The sequence below is a fragment of the Yersinia vastinensis genome (assembly GCF_044905075.1).
Taxonomy (GTDB): Bacteria; Pseudomonadota; Gammaproteobacteria; order Enterobacterales; family Enterobacteriaceae; genus Yersinia; species Yersinia vastinensis.
Genome location: NZ_CP173260.1, coordinates 2,532,869 through 2,552,754 on the forward strand (window position 1 = coordinate 2,532,869; position 19,886 = coordinate 2,552,754).

Sequence of the window (19,886 nt, forward strand, 5' to 3'; positions counted from 1 at the left end):
CTGACAATTCCGATGGCACATGCTTTTTTCTTACTCAATATTTCGTTAGAGCTATATCAATATCCCGACGCACTTATGCGATCAGTTATTGTGCATCCTTACAAGCGAAGGAACCTATTTTTGCTTTATTGATATAAAGCAAACTTATAACTTAGTGAGAAAATCATGTTCGCAAGTAGGATCATTAGGGAGCAAAACGAACTTTCACGTTAAAAACAGCTCAGATAATAACAAGTGCTCGCCGTTTATTAGTAGCACGCAGCAAATTTTCACTAATAAAATACGTAAATTCGAGTATACCAATCAAATTGGCTATTGCAGAAATTAAAATAGCACTCTATTATTATCCAGACGCCCCCCCACCAATTATAATTTGAGACCAGGACAATGAGCGAAGCGTTAAAAATTCTTAACAACATCCGTACTCTGCGTGCACAAGCGCGTGAATGCACTCTTGAAACATTAGAAGAAATGCTTGAGAAACTCGAAGTGGTCGTTAACGAACGCCGCGAAGAAGACTCCCAAGTACAGGCTGAAATTGAAGAACGCACACGTAAATTACAACAATACCGCGAAATGCTTATTGCAGATGGTATTGATCCAAACGAACTGTTGAATACTATGGCTGCTGCTAAAGCGGCTACTGGTAAATCAAAACGTGCTGCACGCCCTGCTAAATATCAGTATACCGATGAAAATGGCGATGTTAAAACCTGGACTGGCCAAGGCCGTACCCCAGCAGTGATTAAGAAAGCCATTGAAGAACAAGGTAAATCACTGGATGATTTCCTGCTGTAATCGTAATAGTTAATTTACTATTGTGATGAGAATACCCTCCTATTATATGGGGGGTATTTTTTGTTTATCGCCAAACTGCCAATCAGTATTTTTACCCTACGCGGGTAAATTACCCCCACTCAATCGCTGACAAAACATCATCGATGTTAGGGCCGTCTAAACATATCATTTCCAATAAATAACCCTGTGCAATCACTCTGATTGTAAATCGATAAGAATACTCTGCTAATTTATAACATCATAATAATCGATATAGCTGTGGTGCCCTAACGACACCATTGACTGTAATATAAGTGAAATTAAGCAATAAGCGACAGTATCTAAGCCCAACCACGATAGCGTTGGCTACAAAACAGAACTAATTTAAATTTTGCACCCAACACATAAAATCATCTTTCTCACTTATTACAACCGATTAATCGACGCACCACGACCAATCCCATAATAAGTGAATCCTCGGCTATTTAACCGCTCAGGATCGTACAAATTACGCCCATCAAAAATAACGGGTTGTTTCAGACAAGACTTGATCATATCAAAATCTGGAGCCCTAAAATTTTGCCATTCGGTGCAAATAACTAATGCATCAGCACCTTGTAATGCTGCCTCTTTTGTCCCCATTAATCTCAAGTCATCCCTTGCGCCATAAATTCGCTGTGCTTCATCCATAGCCTCTGGATCATAAGCCTGAATAGTCACTCCGGCTTCCCACAATGTCTCCATTAAAATCCGACTAGGGGCTTCTCGCATATCATCTGTATTGGGTTTAAAAGCTAATCCCCATAGAGCTAATATTTTTCCAGCAAGTTGTGAAGAAAAATGATGTTGAATAAATTCGGCCAATTTATACTTCTGTTGGTTATTGATCTGTTCGACTGCTTGTAGCAAATGTGGTTGATAGCCATTACTTTCAGCTGTACGAATTAACGCCTGAATATCTTTGGGAAAACAGGACCCGCCATAACCGCAACCCGAATAAATAAAATGGTAGCCAATACGAGAATCAGAACCGATGCCTTGTCGTACTTTCTCGATATCAGCACCCAATCGCTCTGCAATATTCGAAATCTCATTCATAAAGCTGATTTTGGTTGCAAGCATGCCATTCGCTGCATATTTCGTCAGTTCCGCGCTGCGAATATCCATAATTAATATGCGGTCATGGTTTCGATTAAACGGTTCATATAGCTCACTAATTAAATCGATAACACCATTATCATTTGTATCAATACCGATAACGATACGTTCTGGTCGTTTACAGTCAGCAACTGCCGCCCCTTCTTTCAAAAATTCGGGGTTTGAAACCACATTGAATACTATTTCTTGGTCGCGCTGCTGAAGAACAGTTTGTATTCTTTCCCGTACTTTATCCGCAGTTCCTACGGGGACAGTAGATTTATCAATAATGACTTTCGGTGCATCCATATATTTAGCAATAGTGTCAGCGACCTCAAGGACATATTTCAAATCAGCAGCACCATCTTCATCAGGGGGAGTACCCACAGCAATAAACTGAATAGTACCGTGCGCTACGCCAGCCTTTGCATCCGTAGAAAATTGAAGTCTCCCCTCGTCATAGTTTTCCTTTACTAACGATGCCAGTCCTGGTTCAAAAATAGCAATGCGGCCATCTTGTAAATCAGCAACTTTTTTTGCATCAACATCAATGCAGAGAACATCGTGGCCAACCTCTGCCAGAACTGCGGCTTGAACCAACCCGACATAACCAATACCAAAAACCGTAACTTTCATTCAAACAATCCTCAAGTAGAACTCGAATAAGGGGCGTACTACTCACTATTATCAGGAACTAACCTTAATTTAGCCTGAGGCGACGTAACCTTATTGCTAACGAATCAAAATGCTAATAGCCAATTTTTAGAGATAAGTAAGAGCGGGAGTATATCAACCGATATTTTTGACATCTCGCTCAGGCACATCGATTGAAACAAATTGGCTTTATTTCGCAGATTCGTTATAGGAGTATTTATGTTTGGCTGGCGGTAACCGTAAATAAAAGATGAATGCATTAAAGATTAGGTGGTTTTCCAGTGACTGACTTAATATCTGAGCTATTCATCAGCGGAAAGCATCAAACGTAACCGACTCCCTCCTCCCCACACCTGACATTGCCATGCTTCACAACGTTGGCTAATTTGGTTTAGATGCGTTGTTTTCAGTGTTCCAAGAGGCACGCCATTACTGAGCTGAATCTGGTTTTTGCCTGCATTAACATTTGCATGCAAGCCCGCTGAGACCAGTATTAAATTCTGATATTCCACATGATAGTAACCCACCAACAAAGGAAATTGCCCATCGAGATGAGTTCGCCTTAATAGTTGGTTAACTTGTTCAAGTAGAGATGACATCTGAGGTAAGCGATGCTGCTGATGCGCTAAATGTTCTTGTAAAATCCCGTTAAATAGCACGCGTAATAGCAAAGCGGCTAAAACACCATTATCCCCCGCTCGCGTTACATCCAAACAATAAAATGCTAAATCCTTATCTGACAATGCGGCAATATCAAGTACCAATCCTGGTTTCTCAACCATGGTCAATTGCCGGTAATTTATCCGACAGCGTGCAATTGTTTGTTGTGCTGGAGGTTGTAGCTGTTTTAACAGTTGGGCCGCGTTATAGGGATTTCTGCGTAGCGCATCCCAATCTTGTATAAGCTCAGTTTCTTCAATGGCATGAGAAGTAAACAATGCAGGATAGAGGCAAGCCAACACAACTTCACGTAAGCGATTTAAATCAACAATCGGCTTTAGCAATACGTCCTTAACACCCAGACGCAAAACTTTTGCGATATCAGTCATTTTATCTGTCGCTGAGATAACCAAAACAGGAATCTTTACACCTTGAGTCAGTAACCTTTCAACAAACTCTATGCCACCCATTTTTGGCATGGCGAGATCGCAAAGAATCAGATCTGGAGTCTGAATTTTTAGCTGATCAAGAGCCTCCAAGCCGTTCCCGGCTTGCTGAACTGTCGCACCGAGTGAACCCAAGAATCCCGCCACAACTGAGCGAAAGACGGTTTCATCTTCGATGACTAGAATATTTTTGCCTGCTAGTGGTTTATCCATGCACTGCTTCTCTTACTAACCTTATGGTAATAGTGGCTCAAAATGAATGTTTGTGCTTGTCAGAAATTGTCATGAACTATTGGGCCGATATATATCTATATCTATCAGCGTTTTATCAAATGGTGTAATTGTTCAGCACACTTTTCAGCAGCTAACTGCCCAGCGGCTATTGCTTCATCAGCGCGATGAAAATCCAACAGGGATATTTGCGGGCAATAGGGTTGAATCAGTACATCAGGAGGATCACCCGCCATTCGATTTCGTTTTAAACGGTTCTCTAGCACTTGAATTGATGTTGACATTATTTCCATCGCGCTAGGAACACTGTTAGCCGGGTCCGGAACGATATTGGCGATCCGCATTTTTAAACGCCGATGCCAACTTTCAGGCATATCTGGGGGGTTACCTTCAAGAGATATTTGTGAGGAAAGCATATCTTGCCGAACCAAATGTGCGTCATGCTGCAAGTCAACGGCAATAACGATATCGGCTCCCATCGCTCTAGCGAGAGAAACAGGGACAGGATTAACAACTGCGCCATCAACAAGCCAATAGCCACCATAACGAACAGGGGAAAACAGCCCAGGCATACTGCACGATGCTCTAATAGCCTGTTTTATATCTCCTTCTGTTAGCCATAACTCACGGCCTGTCGTTAAATTTGTAACAACTGAACCAAAAGGTAACGTACATTGCGAGATATCCTGCACTTCAATTATTTCGTTCACAGCATTGAATACTCGCTCCCCTCGCAGTAATCCACCACGGCGCCAGGAAAAATCCATCAGTCGAAGAACATCCCAGTATTTAAAAGATCTTACCCAGCGTTCCATCACATCCAAGTGATCACTGGCATATGCAGCACCGACTAACGAGCCAACCGAACATCCCGCTACGACATCGATCGTCACCCCCATTTTTTTTAGCACATTGATAACACCAATATGTGCCCATCCTTTAGCCGCTCCTGCACCCAGTGCCAGTCCAACTTTGATCTGTCTCATTGTATTTCTTCCATTTTCAATCGATTTGGCACTTTTTATAGCCTTAGGCGAAACCTATATTTCTTCTTTTACTTTGTACATTTACCTATATAACTATAGTGAATATTTACCCTTCTGGTTATTGGATACAAATACTTTACATTCGATGACTAAGATATAGCCTGTAGAGAGAGGGACATACTATGAATATTGAAATATGCCAGAGCGATCTGTTTATTCCTGAACTCATTACATTGATTACTCAATTAGATGCGTACCAAGAGGCACTCTACCCAGCAGAAAGCAATCATACAGAATCTATTGAAAATCTGTCTCAGGGGACAACAGTCGTTTATATCGCAAAATTGGAAGGATTAATTGTAGGATGCGCGATTCTTACATTACCTGAAACCCCATATCCTGAGGTTAAGCGCGTCTTTGTCAGCCCTAACTATCGAGGGAGAGGGATTGCATTATTGCTAATGAATGCAATATTAGAAAAATCTAACACATTAAAATTAAAGAATATTTATCTTGAGACCGGGGTTTACCAACCAGAGGCTATCAGGTTGTATCAGCGGTTGGGTTTTGAATTGACATCTCAATTTGGCCATTATCAATCTGACCCTCTGAGCGTATACATGGTGAAATCTTTAAATGTACATCAGTGATGATTACATAATTAATTCACGATTAATTTACTATCACAATGATTTATTATTTCTACAGTTTCATAAATACAAAATAGCCACCTTAATGGGTAGCTATTTAGATAACTATTCTGGGTTAATTAATATCAAAAAAAACGTCTAATAATAACAATTTAACCTACAGACAATTGCATATTATGCTTTATTTTTCACTGCCAAATTTTTCGATGACAGTGTCATTATCTACAAATCAAACTTAGACCAGAATATTATGAAAATCTCAGGTTAATAATGAAATGATTAACCGTTGATAGTACCGAATGAGACACTCATTTTTTCAAACATTGCGATGACTTTATTGATCAGTTTCATGGGTTGCTCCTGTAAATATCTTTATTTTTATGTGATACACATCACAGTTATAAAGTTACGCCAGAATGAAACGCCGGTCAAGTTTTTTTGTGAGCTATATCACAAATCTTTTTATCGTCCCTCCAATCTTGCTCAATGATCAACTTTGAACCTCAACACATGATTAGGTAAGATAGTTATCGTATTCGCCATAACTCTACTACCCGCCTTGGTCTGCCGCTCATTTTCTTGCACAGATATCTCGGCGTTATTATTTGGGAGATATTTTGTCAGAACTGTGTCCATGCGGTAGCAACATTGAGTATCAGCTCTGCTGTGAGCCTTATATCCTGGGGTCTAAAATTGCGACTGACCCTGCTATTTTGATGCGTTCACGTTATAGCGCCTATGTGAAAAAGGATGCCGATTATCTGATTAAAACCTGGCATCCAGATTGTCACGCACAAGAATGGCGTGACGGGATAACGCAAAGTTTTACCAATACGATATGGCATGGGCTTACAGTTATTACTAAAAGTCCTGGAGCTAACAATGATGAAGCCTTTGTGGAGTTCATTGCCCGTTTTACTGATGCGAATAATGCCCAGATAAGCGCGATGCATGAACGTTCACGCTTCCTTCGTATAAATGAACACTGGTACTATATAGATGGAGTCCGGCCATCCGTAGGCAGAAATGATATATGCCCATGTGGTTCGGGAAAAAAATATAAGAAGTGCTGCGGGCATTAGCAAAAAATCGTTCCATTACTGACCGCAACATCAGAAATTTACATAACATCAAGTCATGTTGAGACGGGATTTACCACCTTATGCCACACCAGAATGTACAGAAAAAAGTATTACGCACTATTTGTCCTGATGCTAAAGGCTTAATCGCGAAAATCACCAATATCTGTTACAAGCACGAGTTAAATATTGTGCAAAATAACGAGTTTGTTGATCACCTAACCGGCCGTTTTTTCATGCGCACCGAGCTTGAGGGTATTTTCAATGATACCACTCTGTTAGCTGATTTAGACTCCGCATTGCCTGTAGGAACCACTCGAGAATTACATACTGCCGGGCGTCGACGCATAGTTATTATGGTCACGAAAGAAGCACATTGCCTGGGTGATTTGTTGATGAAAAGTGCTTACGGTGGTTTGGATGTTGAAATTGCCGCTGTTATTGGTAACCACGATGCATTACAGAGTTTGGTGGAGCGTTTTGATATACCGTTTCATCTGATTAGCCATGAAGGTTTGACCCGCGACCAGCATGATCAACGTTTGATTGAGCAAATTGAACAATATCAGCCTGATTATGTGGTGCTGGCAAAATACATGCGAGTACTGACGCCGGCCTTTGTCCAGCGCTTCCCCTATCAGATCATTAATATTCATCACTCATTCTTGCCTGCATTTATCGGTGCTCGTCCTTATCATCAGGCCTATGAACGTGGCGTGAAAATCATTGGTGCCACTGCCCATTATGTCAATGACAGCCTAGATGAAGGGCCGATCATTATGCAGGATGTGATTCATGTGGATCATTCTTATACCGCAGAAGATATGATGCGGGCGGGTCGTGATGTCGAAAAAAATGTTCTGAGCCGAGCTTTGTATCGCGTTTTAGCGCAGCGTGTTTTTGTATACGGTAACCGCACAGTTATTTTATAAGCGCACAATAAATCGAGATTTTTTGCCCACATAATCATCTCCACGGACAAAAAATCATCGAACAAATTATTTTTTTCATTTCAAGTCTTTACAGGGGCGTTTCATTTGATATGATGCGCCCCGCTTACCAAGATAGTGTTGTTAAGCAGTTAGGCCAGTGGTGGGGTTCCCGAGCGGCCAAAGGGAGCAGACTGTAAATCTGCCGTCATCGACTTCGAAGGTTCGAATCCTTCCCCCACCACCATTTCTAGTCTCGAGTCTAAATCGGTTTAGAAGAAAGTAGAGCCTTTTATAGCAAGCATGTACGGCCAAGTATTTAGTATTAAAAACCACGAATTCTGTGGTGGGGTTCCCGAGCGGCCAAAGGGAGCAGACTGTAAATCTGCCGTCATCGACTTCGAAGGTTCGAATCCTTCCCCCACCACCATCTCTTCATAGTCCTCATATCTACTTAATAATCATTAAATACAAAATTGTGACTCAATGCCGGGGAAGGTAAGAACCTTCGACAAGGTTCGCACCGAGCGTAGCGAGATAACGACGCGAAGCGGCGGCCCGCAGGGTGAGGAGCGAAGTGACGAGTAATCCTTCCCCCACCACCATCTCTTCATAGTCCTCATATCTACTTAATAATCATTAAATACAAAATTGTGACTCAATGCCGGGGAAGGTAAGAACCTTCGACAAGGTTCGCACCGAGCGTAGCGAGATAATGACGCGAAGCGGCGGCCCGCAGGGTGAGGAACGAAGTGACGAGTAATCCTTACCCCACCACCATATCTTCATAGTCCTCATATCTACTTAATAATCATTAAATACAAAATTGTGACTCAATGCCGGGGAAGGTAAGAACCTTCGATAAGGTTCGCACCGAGCGTAGCGAGATAACGACGCGTAGCGGCGGCCCGCAGGGTGAGGAACGAAGTGACGAGTAATCCTTCCCCCACCACCTCATATTACATTTAACTCACTCTATAAAGAGTGCAATTAAAAACCACCAGAATGGGGGAGGAAAGAGTACTCAATAATGTATATAAAGATGGTCGATTAACCACGTTGTCATTTACGTCAGAGTATAAATATAATCTATTAGTCCATTTAGCACACTTGAATGTGACCTTGACTTATAAAAGTATAATTTATTTTCATCTTGAAAATTTGCTAAATTTATAAAATCTAATTGAGAGTCACCATTAAAATTATCCATAATGGAGTCAGTAATACAGATATATCGCCCAGAATAGATGAAATCCAAGCAGCAAGCTAGGTTATCAACTTGCCTGACACTCACTTTACTATGTTGTTTTTTAACGAATTCTTCTAAATACTTTACAAACTTGCTCCTGTACAGTGTCGGATTACATAACCAAATATTGTTATGAAGAATATTAATCACATCCTGACTTTCATTAATAATATCTTTACGTCCATAGATTCCAAAACCACTGTCTGGAACTTCATTCAGTAATATGAATCTTTCACTGGTTATTTTTTCTGATGATAAAATAAGCGAGTTTCCATCATAATCTCCAATTTCATCAATATTTTCATAATAGAATTTTATTATATTAGCCTGAATGTTATTCTTTTCTGCGACTTTATACAACTTCGTCAATTTCTCACTTTTACCCCAATCGTAATAAATATTGATGACATTGGAAACATGACCAGTAAGGTGTTTTTTGGTTATTTCTTTTTCTTGCTGATATAAATCTTTTAGATCATTATATAAAACCTCACCATCCCGAGTTAAACTCATCCCAAACTTTTCTCGTTTAAATAATTTTTTCCCTATTATGCTCTCAAAGTCTTTTATTGACTTCGCGACCGGCGGCGTAGTCCTGTTCATCACTCTTGCAGCTTTACTTAGCGAACCATTTTCAACTACAGCCATAAAGGCTTCCAACTTACGAGATAGAAACATAATTCACCAATCCTTTGCTTTGCATAAAAATTGATCAGAAAAAAATGACAAGCATGCCTACATATATAATGCTAACTTTGGAAATTATTTTATATATAATGTAAAACACACCAGTTGGATTTGGAATAATTGAGAGATAAATTATAAAAAATTATTATCGCGTAGACACTAACGACGTGAAGTTGCACTTTTTGCAATCAAAGTTTTGGAGACTTTGTGTATTATCACCCTATCACTACAAATATTTTTAACAGAGTTCACTGTGTAGATCCATGATATTAAATGACTATTTTTTATTCTTCCTGTTACAAAATCAGTTAACTAAGCCAAACATAAAACAAAAGAGCATGACCTTAATCTATAAATAAATAGACTGTCATTTTATTACGAGAGGTATTGGATGAGTTTATTTCTAACACAGAAATGAAAGAATTCATCAATAGATATATGTTATAGCGTTATAAAAATTAAAGTAAAACATTCACAATTTGTTTCTAAAAAATAGGAATACCATAAGATGTAAATAAATCATAAAAGCTAATCAATAAAAACAACACAACATACGACATTTAACTCCATTAGTCATCGTAGATATAGATTAAGTTCTATCTATGATATCAAAAAAATAAATTTAATTATTTTTAATTTCTTGTTTGTGAATGTTTTCACTTTCCTTTTTTCATCATTCATTATTATTTATTCTCTTCTAGCACATTACATTTCCATTCTGTTTCTGCTAATATTTGTGTTCATTTCTAGCGAATAAACGGTGCTGACCATGAAGTTTGTTTCTTTTAATATCAACGGCCTACGTGCTCGGCCTCATCAACTAGCGGCTATTATTGAACAACATCAACCTGATGTTATTGGGCTTCAGGAAACCAAAGTACACGATGATATGTTCCCGCTAGAAGAAGTCAGCCAGCATGGTTATCACGTTTTCTATCATGGACAAAAAGGTCATTACGGTGTCGCATTGCTCACCAAGCAAGCACCTTTAGCTATACGCCGTGGTTTCCCTACAGATGAAGAAGATGCCCAGCGCCGTATTATCATGGCCGATATTGCCACTGAACAAGGAACTTTAACGGTTATCAATGGTTATTTCCCGCAAGGTGAAAGTCGCGATCATCCTATTAAGTTTCCAGCTAAAGAGCGGTTTTATGCTGATTTACAGCAATATTTGGAACAACAGCTTTCAGCTGATGCTCACGTTCTGATTATGGGAGACTTAAATATCAGCCCAACAGATCTGGATATTGGTATTGGCGAAGAGAACCGTAAACGTTGGTTGCGTACAGGGAAGTGCTCATTCTTGCCTGAAGAGCGCGCATGGTTAGAGCGTTTACAAAATTGGGGTTTAGTCGATACTTTCCGTGCCGCAAATCCAGATTGCCATGATCAATTTTCGTGGTTTGATTATCGTTCACGCGGATTTGATGAAAATAGAGGGCTGCGTATCGATTTACTATTGGCGAGTAAGCCACTGGCTGCTCGTTGTATTGCCACGGGTATTGACTATGAAATTCGCGGGATGGAGAAACCTTCAGATCACGCCCCTGTCTGGTCTGAATTTGCACTCTAATTCTATCTCTTCGCCCTCGATTACCTTATGGCTGACATGAGGAATATGTGCAACTTTGATTGTGTCGGCGATACTGGCCCTATTTTAAGATAGGGCTATTTTTATGGCATAAATAAACCACTGTCACTGAGAAAATAAAAATGATTGATGTCGTCGCAGCAATTATCGAACAAAACGGCAAAATTTTACTGGCACAGCGAGATTCACATCGCGATCAGGCGGGAATGTGGGAGTTCCCTGGCGGAAAGGTCGAGGCTGGCGAAAGTCAGCAGCAAGCATTGATACGCGAACTTGCTGAAGAGTTAAATATCAGGGCGACAGTGGCAGAGTATATCGCCACCAATCAGTGGGACTCGCCAAAAGATAGGATCCGGCTACATGCCTGGCACATAGACAATTTCAGCGGTGAGTTGGTATTGAATTGCCATTCAGCATTAGTTTGGCTAGCACCAGAGGACGCATATAACTACCCTCTGGCACCCGCCGACATTCCACTATTAGAGGCTTTTATTGCTCGAAAACTTTTATTTCTCAAAAACAAATAAACTACTATCTGGTTAATCTTTTCCAAATCAGTGGATTTGTCCCGACCACGCTGGAGTCACGCACGCATTGCAGAACTTCTCCCTCGACTCGCAATACGGCCCCTTCCGAGTAATTTTGGTTTTGATAAATGCAACAGCGCGTACACGGGTTATTATTTGTGTTGCGATTTGATGAGTTATTCCATACCTCTGGCGGCAAAGGAACGACAACATCGACATTATTTCTGTTCGCCATCGCCGCACCGGAAATAAGCGTGGCGAAACCAATAAGGCCCAGTAATAGCTGTGTTCTCATGACTTATTCTCCTTGGCTTTAGACGATGTTTTCTTTCGCTTCTTTGTCGCACTAGCAGGGGCTGTTGGCAACCCACGAAAAACCTGAGGCGAACGATTTTGTTTTGCTTGATTGATTAAATCTTGCAACGTGGTTACTAGCGGCTGCATAAAATCCTGATATCGACAATTCTTTTCACTGATTTGCGTCAGCGTCGATTCCCAATGTGCCGTCATATCTGGGCGGGCGGCAATATCAGGTAACGCATGAATCAATGCTCTACCTGCCGGGCTAGCATGGATATAGCGGCCCTTTTTAAACAAAAAAGTCCGTTTAAAAAGCAGCTCAATAATACCTGCGCGTGTCGCCTCAGTCCCTAAACCGTCGGTGGCTCGCAGGACTTTCTTTAACTCTTTATCTTGTACAAAACGCGCAATACCCGTCATTGCAGAAAGTAGGCTGGCATCGGTAAATGGCCGTGGAGGTTGAGTTTGCCGCTCAACAACCTCACCACGTTCACACAATAACTCCGCGCCTTTCTCTACCACGGGCAGCGGCGCACCTTCGTTTTCTTCATCGCGTTCTTTGCTACCTAGCAGAGTCCGCCAACCCGCCTCAGCCAGAAAACGCGCTTTAGCAATAAACTTGCCACCAGCAATATCCAATTCAATAACGCACTTACGGAACTGTGCATCTGGGCAAAACTGCATCAGATATTGCTGCGCGACTAATCGGTAAACCTTACTCTCATCCGTGGTGAGATTCACTTTAGTGGATCGTGCCGTTGGGATGATAGCATGGTGCGCATCCACTTTTTTGTCATCCCAGCAACGGTTACGTCGATCGCTATCCATCACTTCTAACGGCAGTAAATCAGCCTGATGGATGCTGATAGCATTGAGCACCGAATGGCGGCCGGCAAAATGTTCTTCTGGTAGGTATCGGCAATCTGAACGAGGATATGTAATCAATTTGTGCGTTTCATATAAACGTTGACAAATATCAAGCACTTGTTGTGCACTCAGGCCAAATCGTTTTGCGGCTTCAATCTGTAAAGTCGAAAGCGAAAATGGCAAAGGGGCTGTTTCTGATTCCCGTTTATCATTATAAGACGTGACAAAAGCAGGTTGGCCAGTGATGCGATTAACGACATGATCCGCCAGTGGTCGGTGCAACAAGCGCCCTTCTTCATCTTGATAAGATTCGCAGGAATCACTCGGTTGCCATAAAGCAATAAAACGCTCATCAGCAGGTGTGACGATGTGCGCTTTAACTTCAAAAAAGTCTTTAGGGACGAAATCTTCAATCTCTTCATCACGACGTACAACCAGCCCTAATACTGGCGTTTGTACTCGTCCGACAGATAGAACACCGTCATAACCCGCGTTGCGCCCAAGAATGGTATAGGCACGTGTCATATTGATGCCATAAAGCCAATCCGCTCTAGCCCTCGCCAAGGCGGAAACACACAGCGGAATAAACTCCCGGTTATAACGTAGTCGCTCGACTGCGCGCTCCACCGCCTGGGGATTTAAGTCATTAATCAGACAGCGGCGCACATTTTGCCGTTTCTCCGCCTCCAAATCGAGGTAGTCCAATACTTCATCAACCAGAAGTTGCCCTTCGCGATCAGGGTCACCGGCATGGATAACTTCGTCAGCCTGCTGCAATAACTGTTTGATGACATTAAGTTGTTTACTAACAGAAGGGCGTGGCTGCAATCGCCACTTTTCAGGAATAATAGGCAGGTCAGCCAAAGACCAACGGGCATAGCGGCTGTCGTAAGCATCAGGTTGAGCCTGCTCCAGCAAGTGGCCAATACACCACGTCACCATTTGGTCATTGCCACAAGCAATGAATCCATCACCTCGGCGATGCGGCTTTGGCAGGATATCGGCAATCGCTCGCGCCAAACTGGGCTTTTCGGCAATAAAAAGTCGCATCATTCACCGTATAAATACATCAGAGAGAAGGTCATTCTGTTATCTCAATCAGCGCCCGACGATTATCCACCGCATGTAGCTCACCAATTGCGCTGAGTGTCATACCGTGTTGAGCTGCAATCTCTTGCACTTGGTTTTGTGCCTCTGGTAATACCGCCAATAACAATCCACCCGATGTCTGCGGATCACAGAGTAAATTTTTCTGCAGATCAGACATCGCGCCAATCAGATGGCCATAGCTATCAAAGTTGCGTCCAGTTCCTCCCGGCACGCAACCTTTCGCAATATACTCTTCGACCGCCGGCAGACGAGGAATGGCCGAAAAATGCAAGGTTGCCTGAACACCCGACCCCTGACAGATTTCGCTTAGATGCCCTAGCAAACCGAACCCAGTCACATCCGTCATCGCAGTCACTCCGGCAATATGCGCAAAGTCGGCACCCGATTTATTCAACTGACACATGGTTTGCGTGGCAATACCTTGATGTTCCGGGCGTAATTGACTTTTCTTTTCTGCCGTAGTCAGGATGCCTATCCCTAGTGGCTTAGTGAGAAATAGCTGACAACCCGCTTTTGCTGCACTGTTTTTCTTAACCTGATCCGTGCTGACAATACCGGTTACTGCTAACCCGAAAATCGGTTCTGGCGCGTCAATAGAGTGCCCACCAGCCAGCGAAATTCCGGCCTGTTGACAAACATAGCGCCCACCTTCAATTACCTGTTGGGCGACTTCTGGCGCTAATTTATCAATAGGCCATCCTAGAATGGCAATCGCCATAATCGGTTTGCCACCCATAGCATAAATATCACTGATGGCGTTCGTCGCCGCTATACGCCCGAAATCAAACGGATCATCGACGATCGGCATGAAAAAGTCGGTAGTGCTGATAATGCCAACCCCACTGCCAATATCATACACCGCGGCATCATCACGGGTTTCATTGCCCACCAGCAGACGGGGATCAAGAAATTTTTGTTGCTCAGAATGCAAAATTTTATCCAACACTTTGGGTGATATTTTGCAACCGCAGCCCGCTCCGTGGCTGTATTGAGTAAGACGTATCGCTGGCGATGTCATAACACTCTCCCGTCTGATGGTTCAGTAACAAACAATCTAACCAATATGCTATTAAATCAATGAATAAGCTATTTAGTCAGGAATGATGCAGATAAGGTAAATATCCAGAGTATCTATGGTAGCGCCTCTAGCTTGGCTTGGTAAGTGGAGAGCCGTGATAAGGCGGATAGGTTGGTCACAAAGCGGGCTAAAACGCAGCTTGCCGCTGAAAAAACAAGCAAACTGCGTTTTGATATGAGAAATCAAGTCTCAGAAATAACGAACAAAAGGCGAGTAATCCGGCGGAGTGACTTTGGTGGCTGATTTCAGTTGTGGAGTACCAAGGTAGAGGAAACCGACGATTTCATCCTGCTCGCGGCAGGCAAAACCCTGACGAACAACTGGGTGGTGAGTCCAAGAACCCGTGCGCCAAATACCATTGAACCCTTGTGCCAGCGCCGCCATTTGCATAGCCTGCACGGCACAACCAGCAGAAACAACCTGCTCCCAATTTGGTACTTTAGGGTTTTCTGTGACATGGGCAATCACCGTAATAATCAGCGGTGCGCGGAAAGGCGCTAACTTCGCTTTTTCCAAAACAGCCTCATCAGACCCATCGTGTTTAACCGCATCTTGCAGTAATTGGCTAAATCGCTCCAGACCATCATTTTGAATTAAAACAAAACGCCACGGCTGTAATGTGCCATGATCAGGTGCACGCATACCTGCATGAATTATATTATCCAATGCCTCACCTGATGGGGCTGGTGTGGTTAAGCGGGACGCCGAACGACGATTGAGTAACAATTCCAATGCATCCATCATTTTCTCCTGATAACGATTTTCATTTTCAGCACGGTAGCATAAGTTGTCGTTTTGTTACCAGTGTTGACCGATTCTCGAGGTTTTTCGGTGATTTAAAGCTGACTTTTGTTCATCAGGTCATTAGGATAACTGCACTTGCCCGGTTTTGTTGGAGATAACATGCGCACTTTGTGGCGAATTATTGCTGGTTTTTTTAAGTGGACTTGGCGTCTGCTGAATTTTGTCAGAGAGTTTATTCTTAATCTTTTTCTCATCCTGCTGATTTTGGTCGGCGTTGGTATTTACCTTCAGTTCCAAAGCAAACCGGCAGAACCGGTTAAGGGCGCACTATTAGTTAATTTAAGTGGTGTGGTGGTTGACCAGCCAGCAGTGAATAATAAGCTCCGTCAACTGGGGCGTGAATTATTAGGGGCATCCAGTAATCGTCTACAAGAAAACTCCCTATTTGATATTGTAGAAACTATTCGTCTAGCTAAAACCGATAACAATATTACGGGGTTGGTATTATCGCTGAGTGATTTTACCGGCGCTGATCAGCCTTCGCTGCAATATATCGGCAAAGCACTGCGGGAATTCCGTGATACGGGTAAACCGATTTACGCTATCGGCGATAGTTATAATCAGACACAATATTATCTAGCCAGCTTTGCCAATAAAATCTATTTGTCCCCACAAGGGGCCGTCGATCTGCATGGTTTTGCCAGCAATAATCTTTATTACAAATCGTTGTTGGAAAAACTCAAAGTCACCACCAATATTTTCCGCGTGGGCACATATAAATCGGCAGTTGAGCCGATGATCCGTGATGATATGTCTCCTGCTGCCCGTGAGGCTGACAGTCGCTGGATTGGCGGTTTATGGCAAAACTATCTGACAGCGGTTTCTGCTAATCGTCAATTAACGCCAGAGCAATTGTTCCCGGGTGCCACGGGTGTTATCAGTGGATTACAAGCTGCTGGCGGCTCCCCTGCGCAATATGCACTCAATAGTAAGCTGGTCGATCAACTGGCGGCTCGCCCTGAAATTGAAACTGAGTTGGTGAAGACGTTTGGTTGGGATAAAAGAAATAATGACTTTAATTACGTCAGTATTTATGACTATCAACCGACACCAACCCCACAGCAAGGTGAGCAAATTGCGGTTCTCTTTGCTAATGGCGCAATCATGGATGGACCACAAACACCGGGGAATGTCGGCGGCGATGCTCTGGCTGCGCAAATTCGTCAGGCGCGTTTAGATCCAAAAATCAAAGCGGTTATCTTGCGAGTGAACAGCCCTGGCGGCAGTGTCAGTGCCTCTGAGTTGATTCGTTCGGAATTGGCGGCGCTGCGGGCTGCTAATAAACCATTGGTTGTATCAATGGGTGGCATGGCCGCCTCTGGCGGGTATTGGATTTCAACCCCAGCCAATTATATTATTGCCAACCCAAGCACACTGACTGGTTCTATTGGTATCTTCGGCGTAATTAATACTTTCCAAAACTCGCTGGAAAGCATTGGTGTACATACCGACGGCGTGGCAACGTCACCACTAGCGAATGTATCGATAACCAAAGATTTGCCACCTGAATTTTCCCAGATGATGCAAATTAATATCGAAAACGGCTACAAAACCTTTATTGACTTGGTTGCTACCGCTCGCCATAAAACACCGGAGCAAGTCGATCAAATCGCGCAAGGCCATGTGTGGATAGGTCTGGATGCCAAAAACAACGGGCTAGTAGACCAACTCGGTGATTTTGATGATGCCGTCAAGAAAGTCGCCGAACTGGCAAAACTGAAAACCTGGCAACTGAATTGGTTTGTTGATGAACCGAGTCTCAGTGATTTGATTTTCGGTCAAATGAGCGCGTCAGTACAGGCGATACTGCCTGAAGCTATTCAGGCATGGTTACCTGCACCAATATCAGCCATGGCACGAGCAGTTAAAGATCAACCAAGTTTGCTCAATACACTCAATGACCCACAGAATCGGTATGCGTTATGCCTAACTTGTGGTGATGTGCGCTAGTCAAATCCTCAAATCGTAGATAAATACTCCGCCCGGCACCTGCCGGGCTTTTTTTCCTCACCAACCGCCCTATAATTCACTCATCTTATTCAGTTCGACTTTTCAGGCATATGACTCATGCAGAAGAAATCTATTTATGTCGCTTATACCGGCGGGACTATCGGTATGCAGCGTTCAGATCACGGCTACATTCCCGTGTCTGGTCACTTGCAACGCCAACTGGCCTTGATGCCTGAATTCCATCGGCCCGAAATGCCTGATTTTACTATTCATGAATATGCTCCATTAATTGATTCTTCTGATATGACGCCTGAGGACTGGCAGCATATTGCCAATGATATTCAGCAAAATTATGATTTATACGATGGCTTTGTTATTTTACATGGCACTGACACTATGGCGTTTACCGCCTCGGCCCTCTCCTTCATGCTGGAAAATCTGGCTAAACCCGTGATTGTCACCGGTTCGCAAATTCCCTTGGCGGAGTTACGTTCCGATGGGCAAACCAATTTACTTAATGCTCTGTATCTGGCAGCTAATCACCCTGTGAATGAAGTCAGTTTGTTCTTCAACAACAAATTGTTTCGCGGTAACCGTACCACCAAAGCTCATGCCGACGGTTTTGATGCTTTCGCCTCTCCTAATCTCTCTGTTCTGCTAGAAGCGGGCATCCATATTCGTCGTATGGCATCAGTTGAGTCCCCTATCAATAATGGGCCATTGGTCGTTCATAACATCACGCCGCAACCCATTGGCGTAGTCACTATCTATCCCGGAATCTCTGGTGCAGTAGTGCGGAACTTCCTGCTGCAACCGGTCAAGGCTTTGATTTTGCGATCCTATGGTGTGGGGAACGCACCACAGAAAGCAGAATTACTGGATGAGCTAAGAAATGCCAGCGAGCGCGGTATTGTGGTGGTAAATTTAACCCAATGTATTTCTGGCAGGGTCAATATGGATGGCTACGCTACGGGGAATGCACTGGCCCATGCTGGCGTGATCAGTGGTTTTGATATGACCGTTGAGGCTGCCCTGACAAAACTGCATTATTTGTTGAGTCAATCTCTATCCCCCGAAGAAATCCGCCGGTTGATGCAACAAAACCTGCGCGGCGAATTAACCGACACCCACTGATCTGGCGGAACTCTCATGAAAGCGGCACTGTTATTAATTGATTTGCAAAATGATTTTTGTCCGGGAGGCGCATTGGCTGTCACCGAAGGTGACGAGGTTATTGCTATTGCGAATGAGGCTATTCATGCCTGTTTGATGTTAAAAATACCTGTTATCGCCAGCCAAGATTGGCACCCAGCCGAGCACCGTAGTTTTGCGATTAATTCCAATGCAGAACCGGGTTCTGTTGGCGAATTAGACGGTTTAACGCAAGTCTGGTGGCCCGTGCATTGTGTACAAGACAGCCCCGGTGCAGCTTTGCATCCACATTTAAACCATGAGGCTATTGCTGCGATTTTCCGTAAAGGCCAAGATCCCGCGATCGACAGCTACAGTGCTTTTTTTGATAATGGCAGACGAGCAAAAACCCCCCTGGATGGGTGGTTGCAGCAACACGGAATTGAGCGTTTGTATATTATGGGGTTAGCAACAGATTATTGTGTGAAATACACCGTTTTAGATGCATTAACTTTGGGTTATCAAACCACCATCATCAGTGATGGTTGCCGTGGTGTCAATCTGCAACCACAAGACAGCCAACAAGCCTTTGACGCTATGCGTGATACTGGCGCCAACATACAAACATTGGCGCAACTTCTGACGGACTTAGAGGTAAAAGCAACTTATTAAACGAGGCACTCAACGGAGCCGATATCGACGCCGTTGAGTGATTCATTCTGGTTTCAACTTCACCAACGTCGGCTGGCTAAATTGCTGCTTAAGCTCTTGTTTGGTTTTCATCACAATCTGACCATCGGTGCCAATACTCATATGCTGGGCATCAGTGTTATGGCGCGCTTGCCATAGCATGACCATTTGCAGACTGTTCTCTTTCTGCTCAGGCGTCAGTGCCACACCATCTGGCCATTTACCTAACTCTACCGCCTGAACTAAACGTTGGTAAATTTCGGGTGTCATCACTGATATTAGGTCTTCAAGCTCCATCGGAACATCCTCAGGTAAAGGAATAGCAAGCTGAATCGATTTTTCACTTATCC

Annotated in this window: 18 protein-coding genes, 2 tRNA genes and 3 other RNA genes; 14 read left to right on the forward strand and 9 right to left on the reverse strand. The window is 43.2% G+C overall.

Annotated elements, in window-relative coordinates; translation table 11 throughout:
• Positions 1-387 precede the first annotated feature (387 nt).
• The gene (gene hns / locus ACIOG0_RS11800) at positions 388-798 is read left to right on the forward strand and encodes a histone-like nucleoid-structuring protein H-NS (protein ID WP_050101354.1); all 411 of its coding nucleotides are present in this window, start codon (positions 388-390) and stop codon (positions 796-798) included.
• Between the two features lie 405 nt (positions 799-1,203).
• Here the strand turns inward: hns and ACIOG0_RS11805 are convergent, their stop codons facing one another.
• The 3 genes from ACIOG0_RS11805 to rssA form a co-directional block, all read right to left on the reverse strand.
• Positions 1,204-2,550 carry a UDP-glucose/GDP-mannose dehydrogenase family protein gene (locus ACIOG0_RS11805; protein WP_128451528.1) on the reverse strand — a complete coding sequence of 449 codons (1,347 nt, stop codon included), beginning with the start codon at positions 2,548-2,550 and terminating at the stop codon, positions 1,204-1,206.
• Between the two features lie 320 nt (positions 2,551-2,870).
• Entirely contained in the window at positions 2,871-3,887 is a 1,017-nt protein-coding gene (rssB, locus tag ACIOG0_RS11810; RefSeq protein ID WP_128451527.1) for a two-component system response regulator RssB, read from the reverse strand.
• Positions 3,888-3,991: 104 nt separating this feature from the next.
• On the reverse strand, positions 3,992-4,891 hold the full coding sequence (rssA, locus tag ACIOG0_RS11815) for a patatin-like phospholipase RssA (protein WP_050101357.1): 900 nt from the start codon (positions 4,889-4,891) through the stop codon (positions 3,992-3,994).
• A 182-nt stretch (positions 4,892-5,073) separates the two neighbouring features.
• Here rssA and ACIOG0_RS11820 point away from each other — a divergent pair, with 182 nt between their 5' ends.
• The 8 genes from ACIOG0_RS11820 (at position 5,074) to ACIOG0_RS11855 (ending at position 8,504) form a co-directional block, all read left to right on the forward strand.
• A complete protein-coding gene (locus ACIOG0_RS11820; protein ID WP_080990647.1) occupies positions 5,074-5,541 on the forward strand; it encodes a GNAT family N-acetyltransferase in 468 nt (155 codons plus the stop codon).
• Between the two features lie 617 nt (positions 5,542-6,158).
• A complete protein-coding gene (locus tag ACIOG0_RS11825; protein WP_050101366.1) occupies positions 6,159-6,623 on the forward strand; it encodes a YchJ family protein in 465 nt (154 codons plus the stop codon).
• Positions 6,624-6,703: 80 nt separating this feature from the next.
• Positions 6,704-7,552: a formyltetrahydrofolate deformylase gene (purU, locus tag ACIOG0_RS11830; protein WP_050101359.1), complete on the forward strand. Its 849-nt coding sequence runs from the start codon at positions 6,704-6,706 to the stop codon at positions 7,550-7,552.
• A 159-nt stretch (positions 7,553-7,711) separates the two neighbouring features.
• A tRNA-Tyr gene (locus ACIOG0_RS11835) sits at positions 7,712-7,796 on the forward strand.
• 98 nt (positions 7,797-7,894) lie between these two features.
• A tRNA-Tyr gene (locus ACIOG0_RS11840) sits at positions 7,895-7,979 on the forward strand.
• A 48-nt stretch (positions 7,980-8,027) separates the two neighbouring features.
• A non-coding RNA gene (locus tag ACIOG0_RS11845) (RtT sRNA) lies at positions 8,028-8,154 on the forward strand.
• Positions 8,155-8,202: 48 nt separating this feature from the next.
• Positions 8,203-8,329, forward strand: a non-coding RNA gene (locus tag ACIOG0_RS11850) — RtT sRNA.
• A gap of 48 nt (positions 8,330-8,377) precedes the next feature.
• Positions 8,378-8,504: non-coding RNA, RtT sRNA (locus ACIOG0_RS11855), on the forward strand.
• 111 nt (positions 8,505-8,615) lie between these two features.
• On the opposite strand, the gene ACIOG0_RS11860 is transcribed toward ACIOG0_RS11855, so the two are convergent.
• Complete coding sequence (locus tag ACIOG0_RS11860) at positions 8,616-9,476, reverse strand: LysR family transcriptional regulator (protein WP_050140594.1); 861 nt, start codon at positions 9,474-9,476, stop codon at positions 8,616-8,618.
• 778 nt (positions 9,477-10,254) lie between these two features.
• On the opposite strand from ACIOG0_RS11860, the gene xthA reads away from it, so the two are divergent.
• Both xthA and ACIOG0_RS11870 read left to right on the forward strand, forming a co-directional pair.
• Complete coding sequence (gene xthA / locus ACIOG0_RS11865) at positions 10,255-11,061, forward strand: exodeoxyribonuclease III (RefSeq protein ID WP_050101877.1); 807 nt, start codon at positions 10,255-10,257, stop codon at positions 11,059-11,061.
• Positions 11,062-11,201: 140 nt separating this feature from the next.
• A complete protein-coding gene (locus ACIOG0_RS11870) occupies positions 11,202-11,606 on the forward strand; it encodes a pyrimidine (deoxy)nucleoside triphosphate diphosphatase (protein WP_050101878.1) in 405 nt (134 codons plus the stop codon).
• Positions 11,607-11,610: 4 nt separating this feature from the next.
• On the opposite strand, the gene ACIOG0_RS11875 is transcribed toward ACIOG0_RS11870, so the two are convergent.
• The 4 genes from ACIOG0_RS11875 to ACIOG0_RS11890 all read right to left on the reverse strand — a co-directional run bounded on the left by ACIOG0_RS11875 (position 11,611) and on the right by ACIOG0_RS11890 (position 15,702).
• On the reverse strand, positions 11,611-11,901 hold the full coding sequence (locus ACIOG0_RS11875; RefSeq protein WP_050101879.1) for a DUF1496 domain-containing protein: 291 nt from the start codon (positions 11,899-11,901) through the stop codon (positions 11,611-11,613).
• Complete coding sequence (locus ACIOG0_RS11880; protein WP_050101880.1) at positions 11,898-13,823, reverse strand: DNA topoisomerase III; 1,926 nt, start codon at positions 13,821-13,823, stop codon at positions 11,898-11,900. The genes ACIOG0_RS11875 and ACIOG0_RS11880 overlap by 4 nt, the downstream gene beginning before the upstream one ends.
• 31 nt (positions 13,824-13,854) lie before the next feature.
• Complete coding sequence (gene selD / locus ACIOG0_RS11885) at positions 13,855-14,901, reverse strand: selenide, water dikinase SelD (RefSeq protein ID WP_050101881.1); 1,047 nt, start codon at positions 14,899-14,901, stop codon at positions 13,855-13,857.
• Between the two features lie 249 nt (positions 14,902-15,150).
• Complete coding sequence (locus ACIOG0_RS11890) at positions 15,151-15,702, reverse strand: NAD(P)H nitroreductase (protein ID WP_128451891.1); 552 nt, start codon at positions 15,700-15,702, stop codon at positions 15,151-15,153.
• 162 nt (positions 15,703-15,864) lie between these two features.
• On the opposite strand from ACIOG0_RS11890, the gene sppA reads away from it, so the two are divergent.
• The 3 genes from sppA to pncA all read left to right on the forward strand — a co-directional run bounded on the left by sppA (position 15,865) and on the right by pncA (position 19,518).
• Positions 15,865-17,715, forward strand: a complete 1,851-nt coding sequence (gene sppA / locus ACIOG0_RS11895) for a signal peptide peptidase SppA (RefSeq protein ID WP_128451892.1) — start codon at positions 15,865-15,867, stop codon at positions 17,713-17,715.
• Positions 17,716-17,832: 117 nt separating this feature from the next.
• Entirely contained in the window at positions 17,833-18,849 is a 1,017-nt protein-coding gene (gene ansA, locus ACIOG0_RS11900; RefSeq protein WP_050101884.1) for an asparaginase, read from the forward strand.
• A gap of 15 nt (positions 18,850-18,864) precedes the next feature.
• Positions 18,865-19,518, forward strand: a complete 654-nt coding sequence (gene pncA, locus ACIOG0_RS11905) for a bifunctional nicotinamidase/pyrazinamidase (protein WP_128451893.1) — start codon at positions 18,865-18,867, stop codon at positions 19,516-19,518.
• Positions 19,519-19,560: 42 nt separating this feature from the next.
• Here the strand turns inward: pncA and ACIOG0_RS11910 are convergent, their stop codons facing one another.
• Entirely contained in the window at positions 19,561-19,833 is a 273-nt protein-coding gene (locus tag ACIOG0_RS11910) for a YeaC family protein (RefSeq protein ID WP_050101886.1), read from the reverse strand.
• Between the last annotated feature and the right edge of the window lie 53 nt (positions 19,834-19,886).

Excerpts from the sequence above, each read along its gene's own strand:
- ansA (WP_050101884.1), top strand. The coding sequence starts at position 17,833 with ATGCAGAAGAAATCTATTTATGTCGCTTATACCGGCGGGACTATCGGT.
- ACIOG0_RS11875 (WP_050101879.1), bottom strand. The coding sequence starts at position 11,901 with ATGAGAACACAGCTATTACTGGGCCTTATTGGTTTCGCCACGCTTATT.
- pncA (WP_128451893.1), top strand. The coding sequence starts at position 18,865 with ATGAAAGCGGCACTGTTATTAATTGATTTGCAAAATGATTTTTGTCCG.
- hns (WP_050101354.1), top strand. The coding sequence starts at position 388 with ATGAGCGAAGCGTTAAAAATTCTTAACAACATCCGTACTCTGCGTGCA.
- ACIOG0_RS11805 (WP_128451528.1), bottom strand. The coding sequence starts at position 2,550 with ATGAAAGTTACGGTTTTTGGTATTGGTTATGTCGGGTTGGTTCAAGCC.
- rssB (WP_128451527.1), bottom strand. The coding sequence starts at position 3,887 with ATGGATAAACCACTAGCAGGCAAAAATATTCTAGTCATCGAAGATGAA.
- rssA (WP_050101357.1), bottom strand. The coding sequence starts at position 4,891 with ATGAGACAGATCAAAGTTGGACTGGCACTGGGTGCAGGAGCGGCTAAA.
- ACIOG0_RS11870 (WP_050101878.1), top strand. The coding sequence starts at position 11,202 with ATGATTGATGTCGTCGCAGCAATTATCGAACAAAACGGCAAAATTTTA.
- ACIOG0_RS11860 (WP_050140594.1), bottom strand. The coding sequence starts at position 9,476 with ATGTTTCTATCTCGTAAGTTGGAAGCCTTTATGGCTGTAGTTGAAAAT.
- ACIOG0_RS11880 (WP_050101880.1), bottom strand. The coding sequence starts at position 13,823 with ATGCGACTTTTTATTGCCGAAAAGCCCAGTTTGGCGCGAGCGATTGCC.
- ACIOG0_RS11820 (WP_080990647.1), top strand. The coding sequence starts at position 5,074 with ATGAATATTGAAATATGCCAGAGCGATCTGTTTATTCCTGAACTCATT.
- selD (WP_050101881.1), bottom strand. The coding sequence starts at position 14,901 with ATGACATCGCCAGCGATACGTCTTACTCAATACAGCCACGGAGCGGGC.
- ACIOG0_RS11910 (WP_050101886.1), bottom strand. The coding sequence starts at position 19,833 with ATGGAGCTTGAAGACCTAATATCAGTGATGACACCCGAAATTTACCAA.
- ACIOG0_RS11890 (WP_128451891.1), bottom strand. The coding sequence starts at position 15,702 with ATGGATGCATTGGAATTGTTACTCAATCGTCGTTCGGCGTCCCGCTTA.
- sppA (WP_128451892.1), top strand. The coding sequence starts at position 15,865 with ATGCGCACTTTGTGGCGAATTATTGCTGGTTTTTTTAAGTGGACTTGG.
- xthA (WP_050101877.1), top strand. The coding sequence starts at position 10,255 with ATGAAGTTTGTTTCTTTTAATATCAACGGCCTACGTGCTCGGCCTCAT.
- purU (WP_050101359.1), top strand. The coding sequence starts at position 6,704 with ATGCCACACCAGAATGTACAGAAAAAAGTATTACGCACTATTTGTCCT.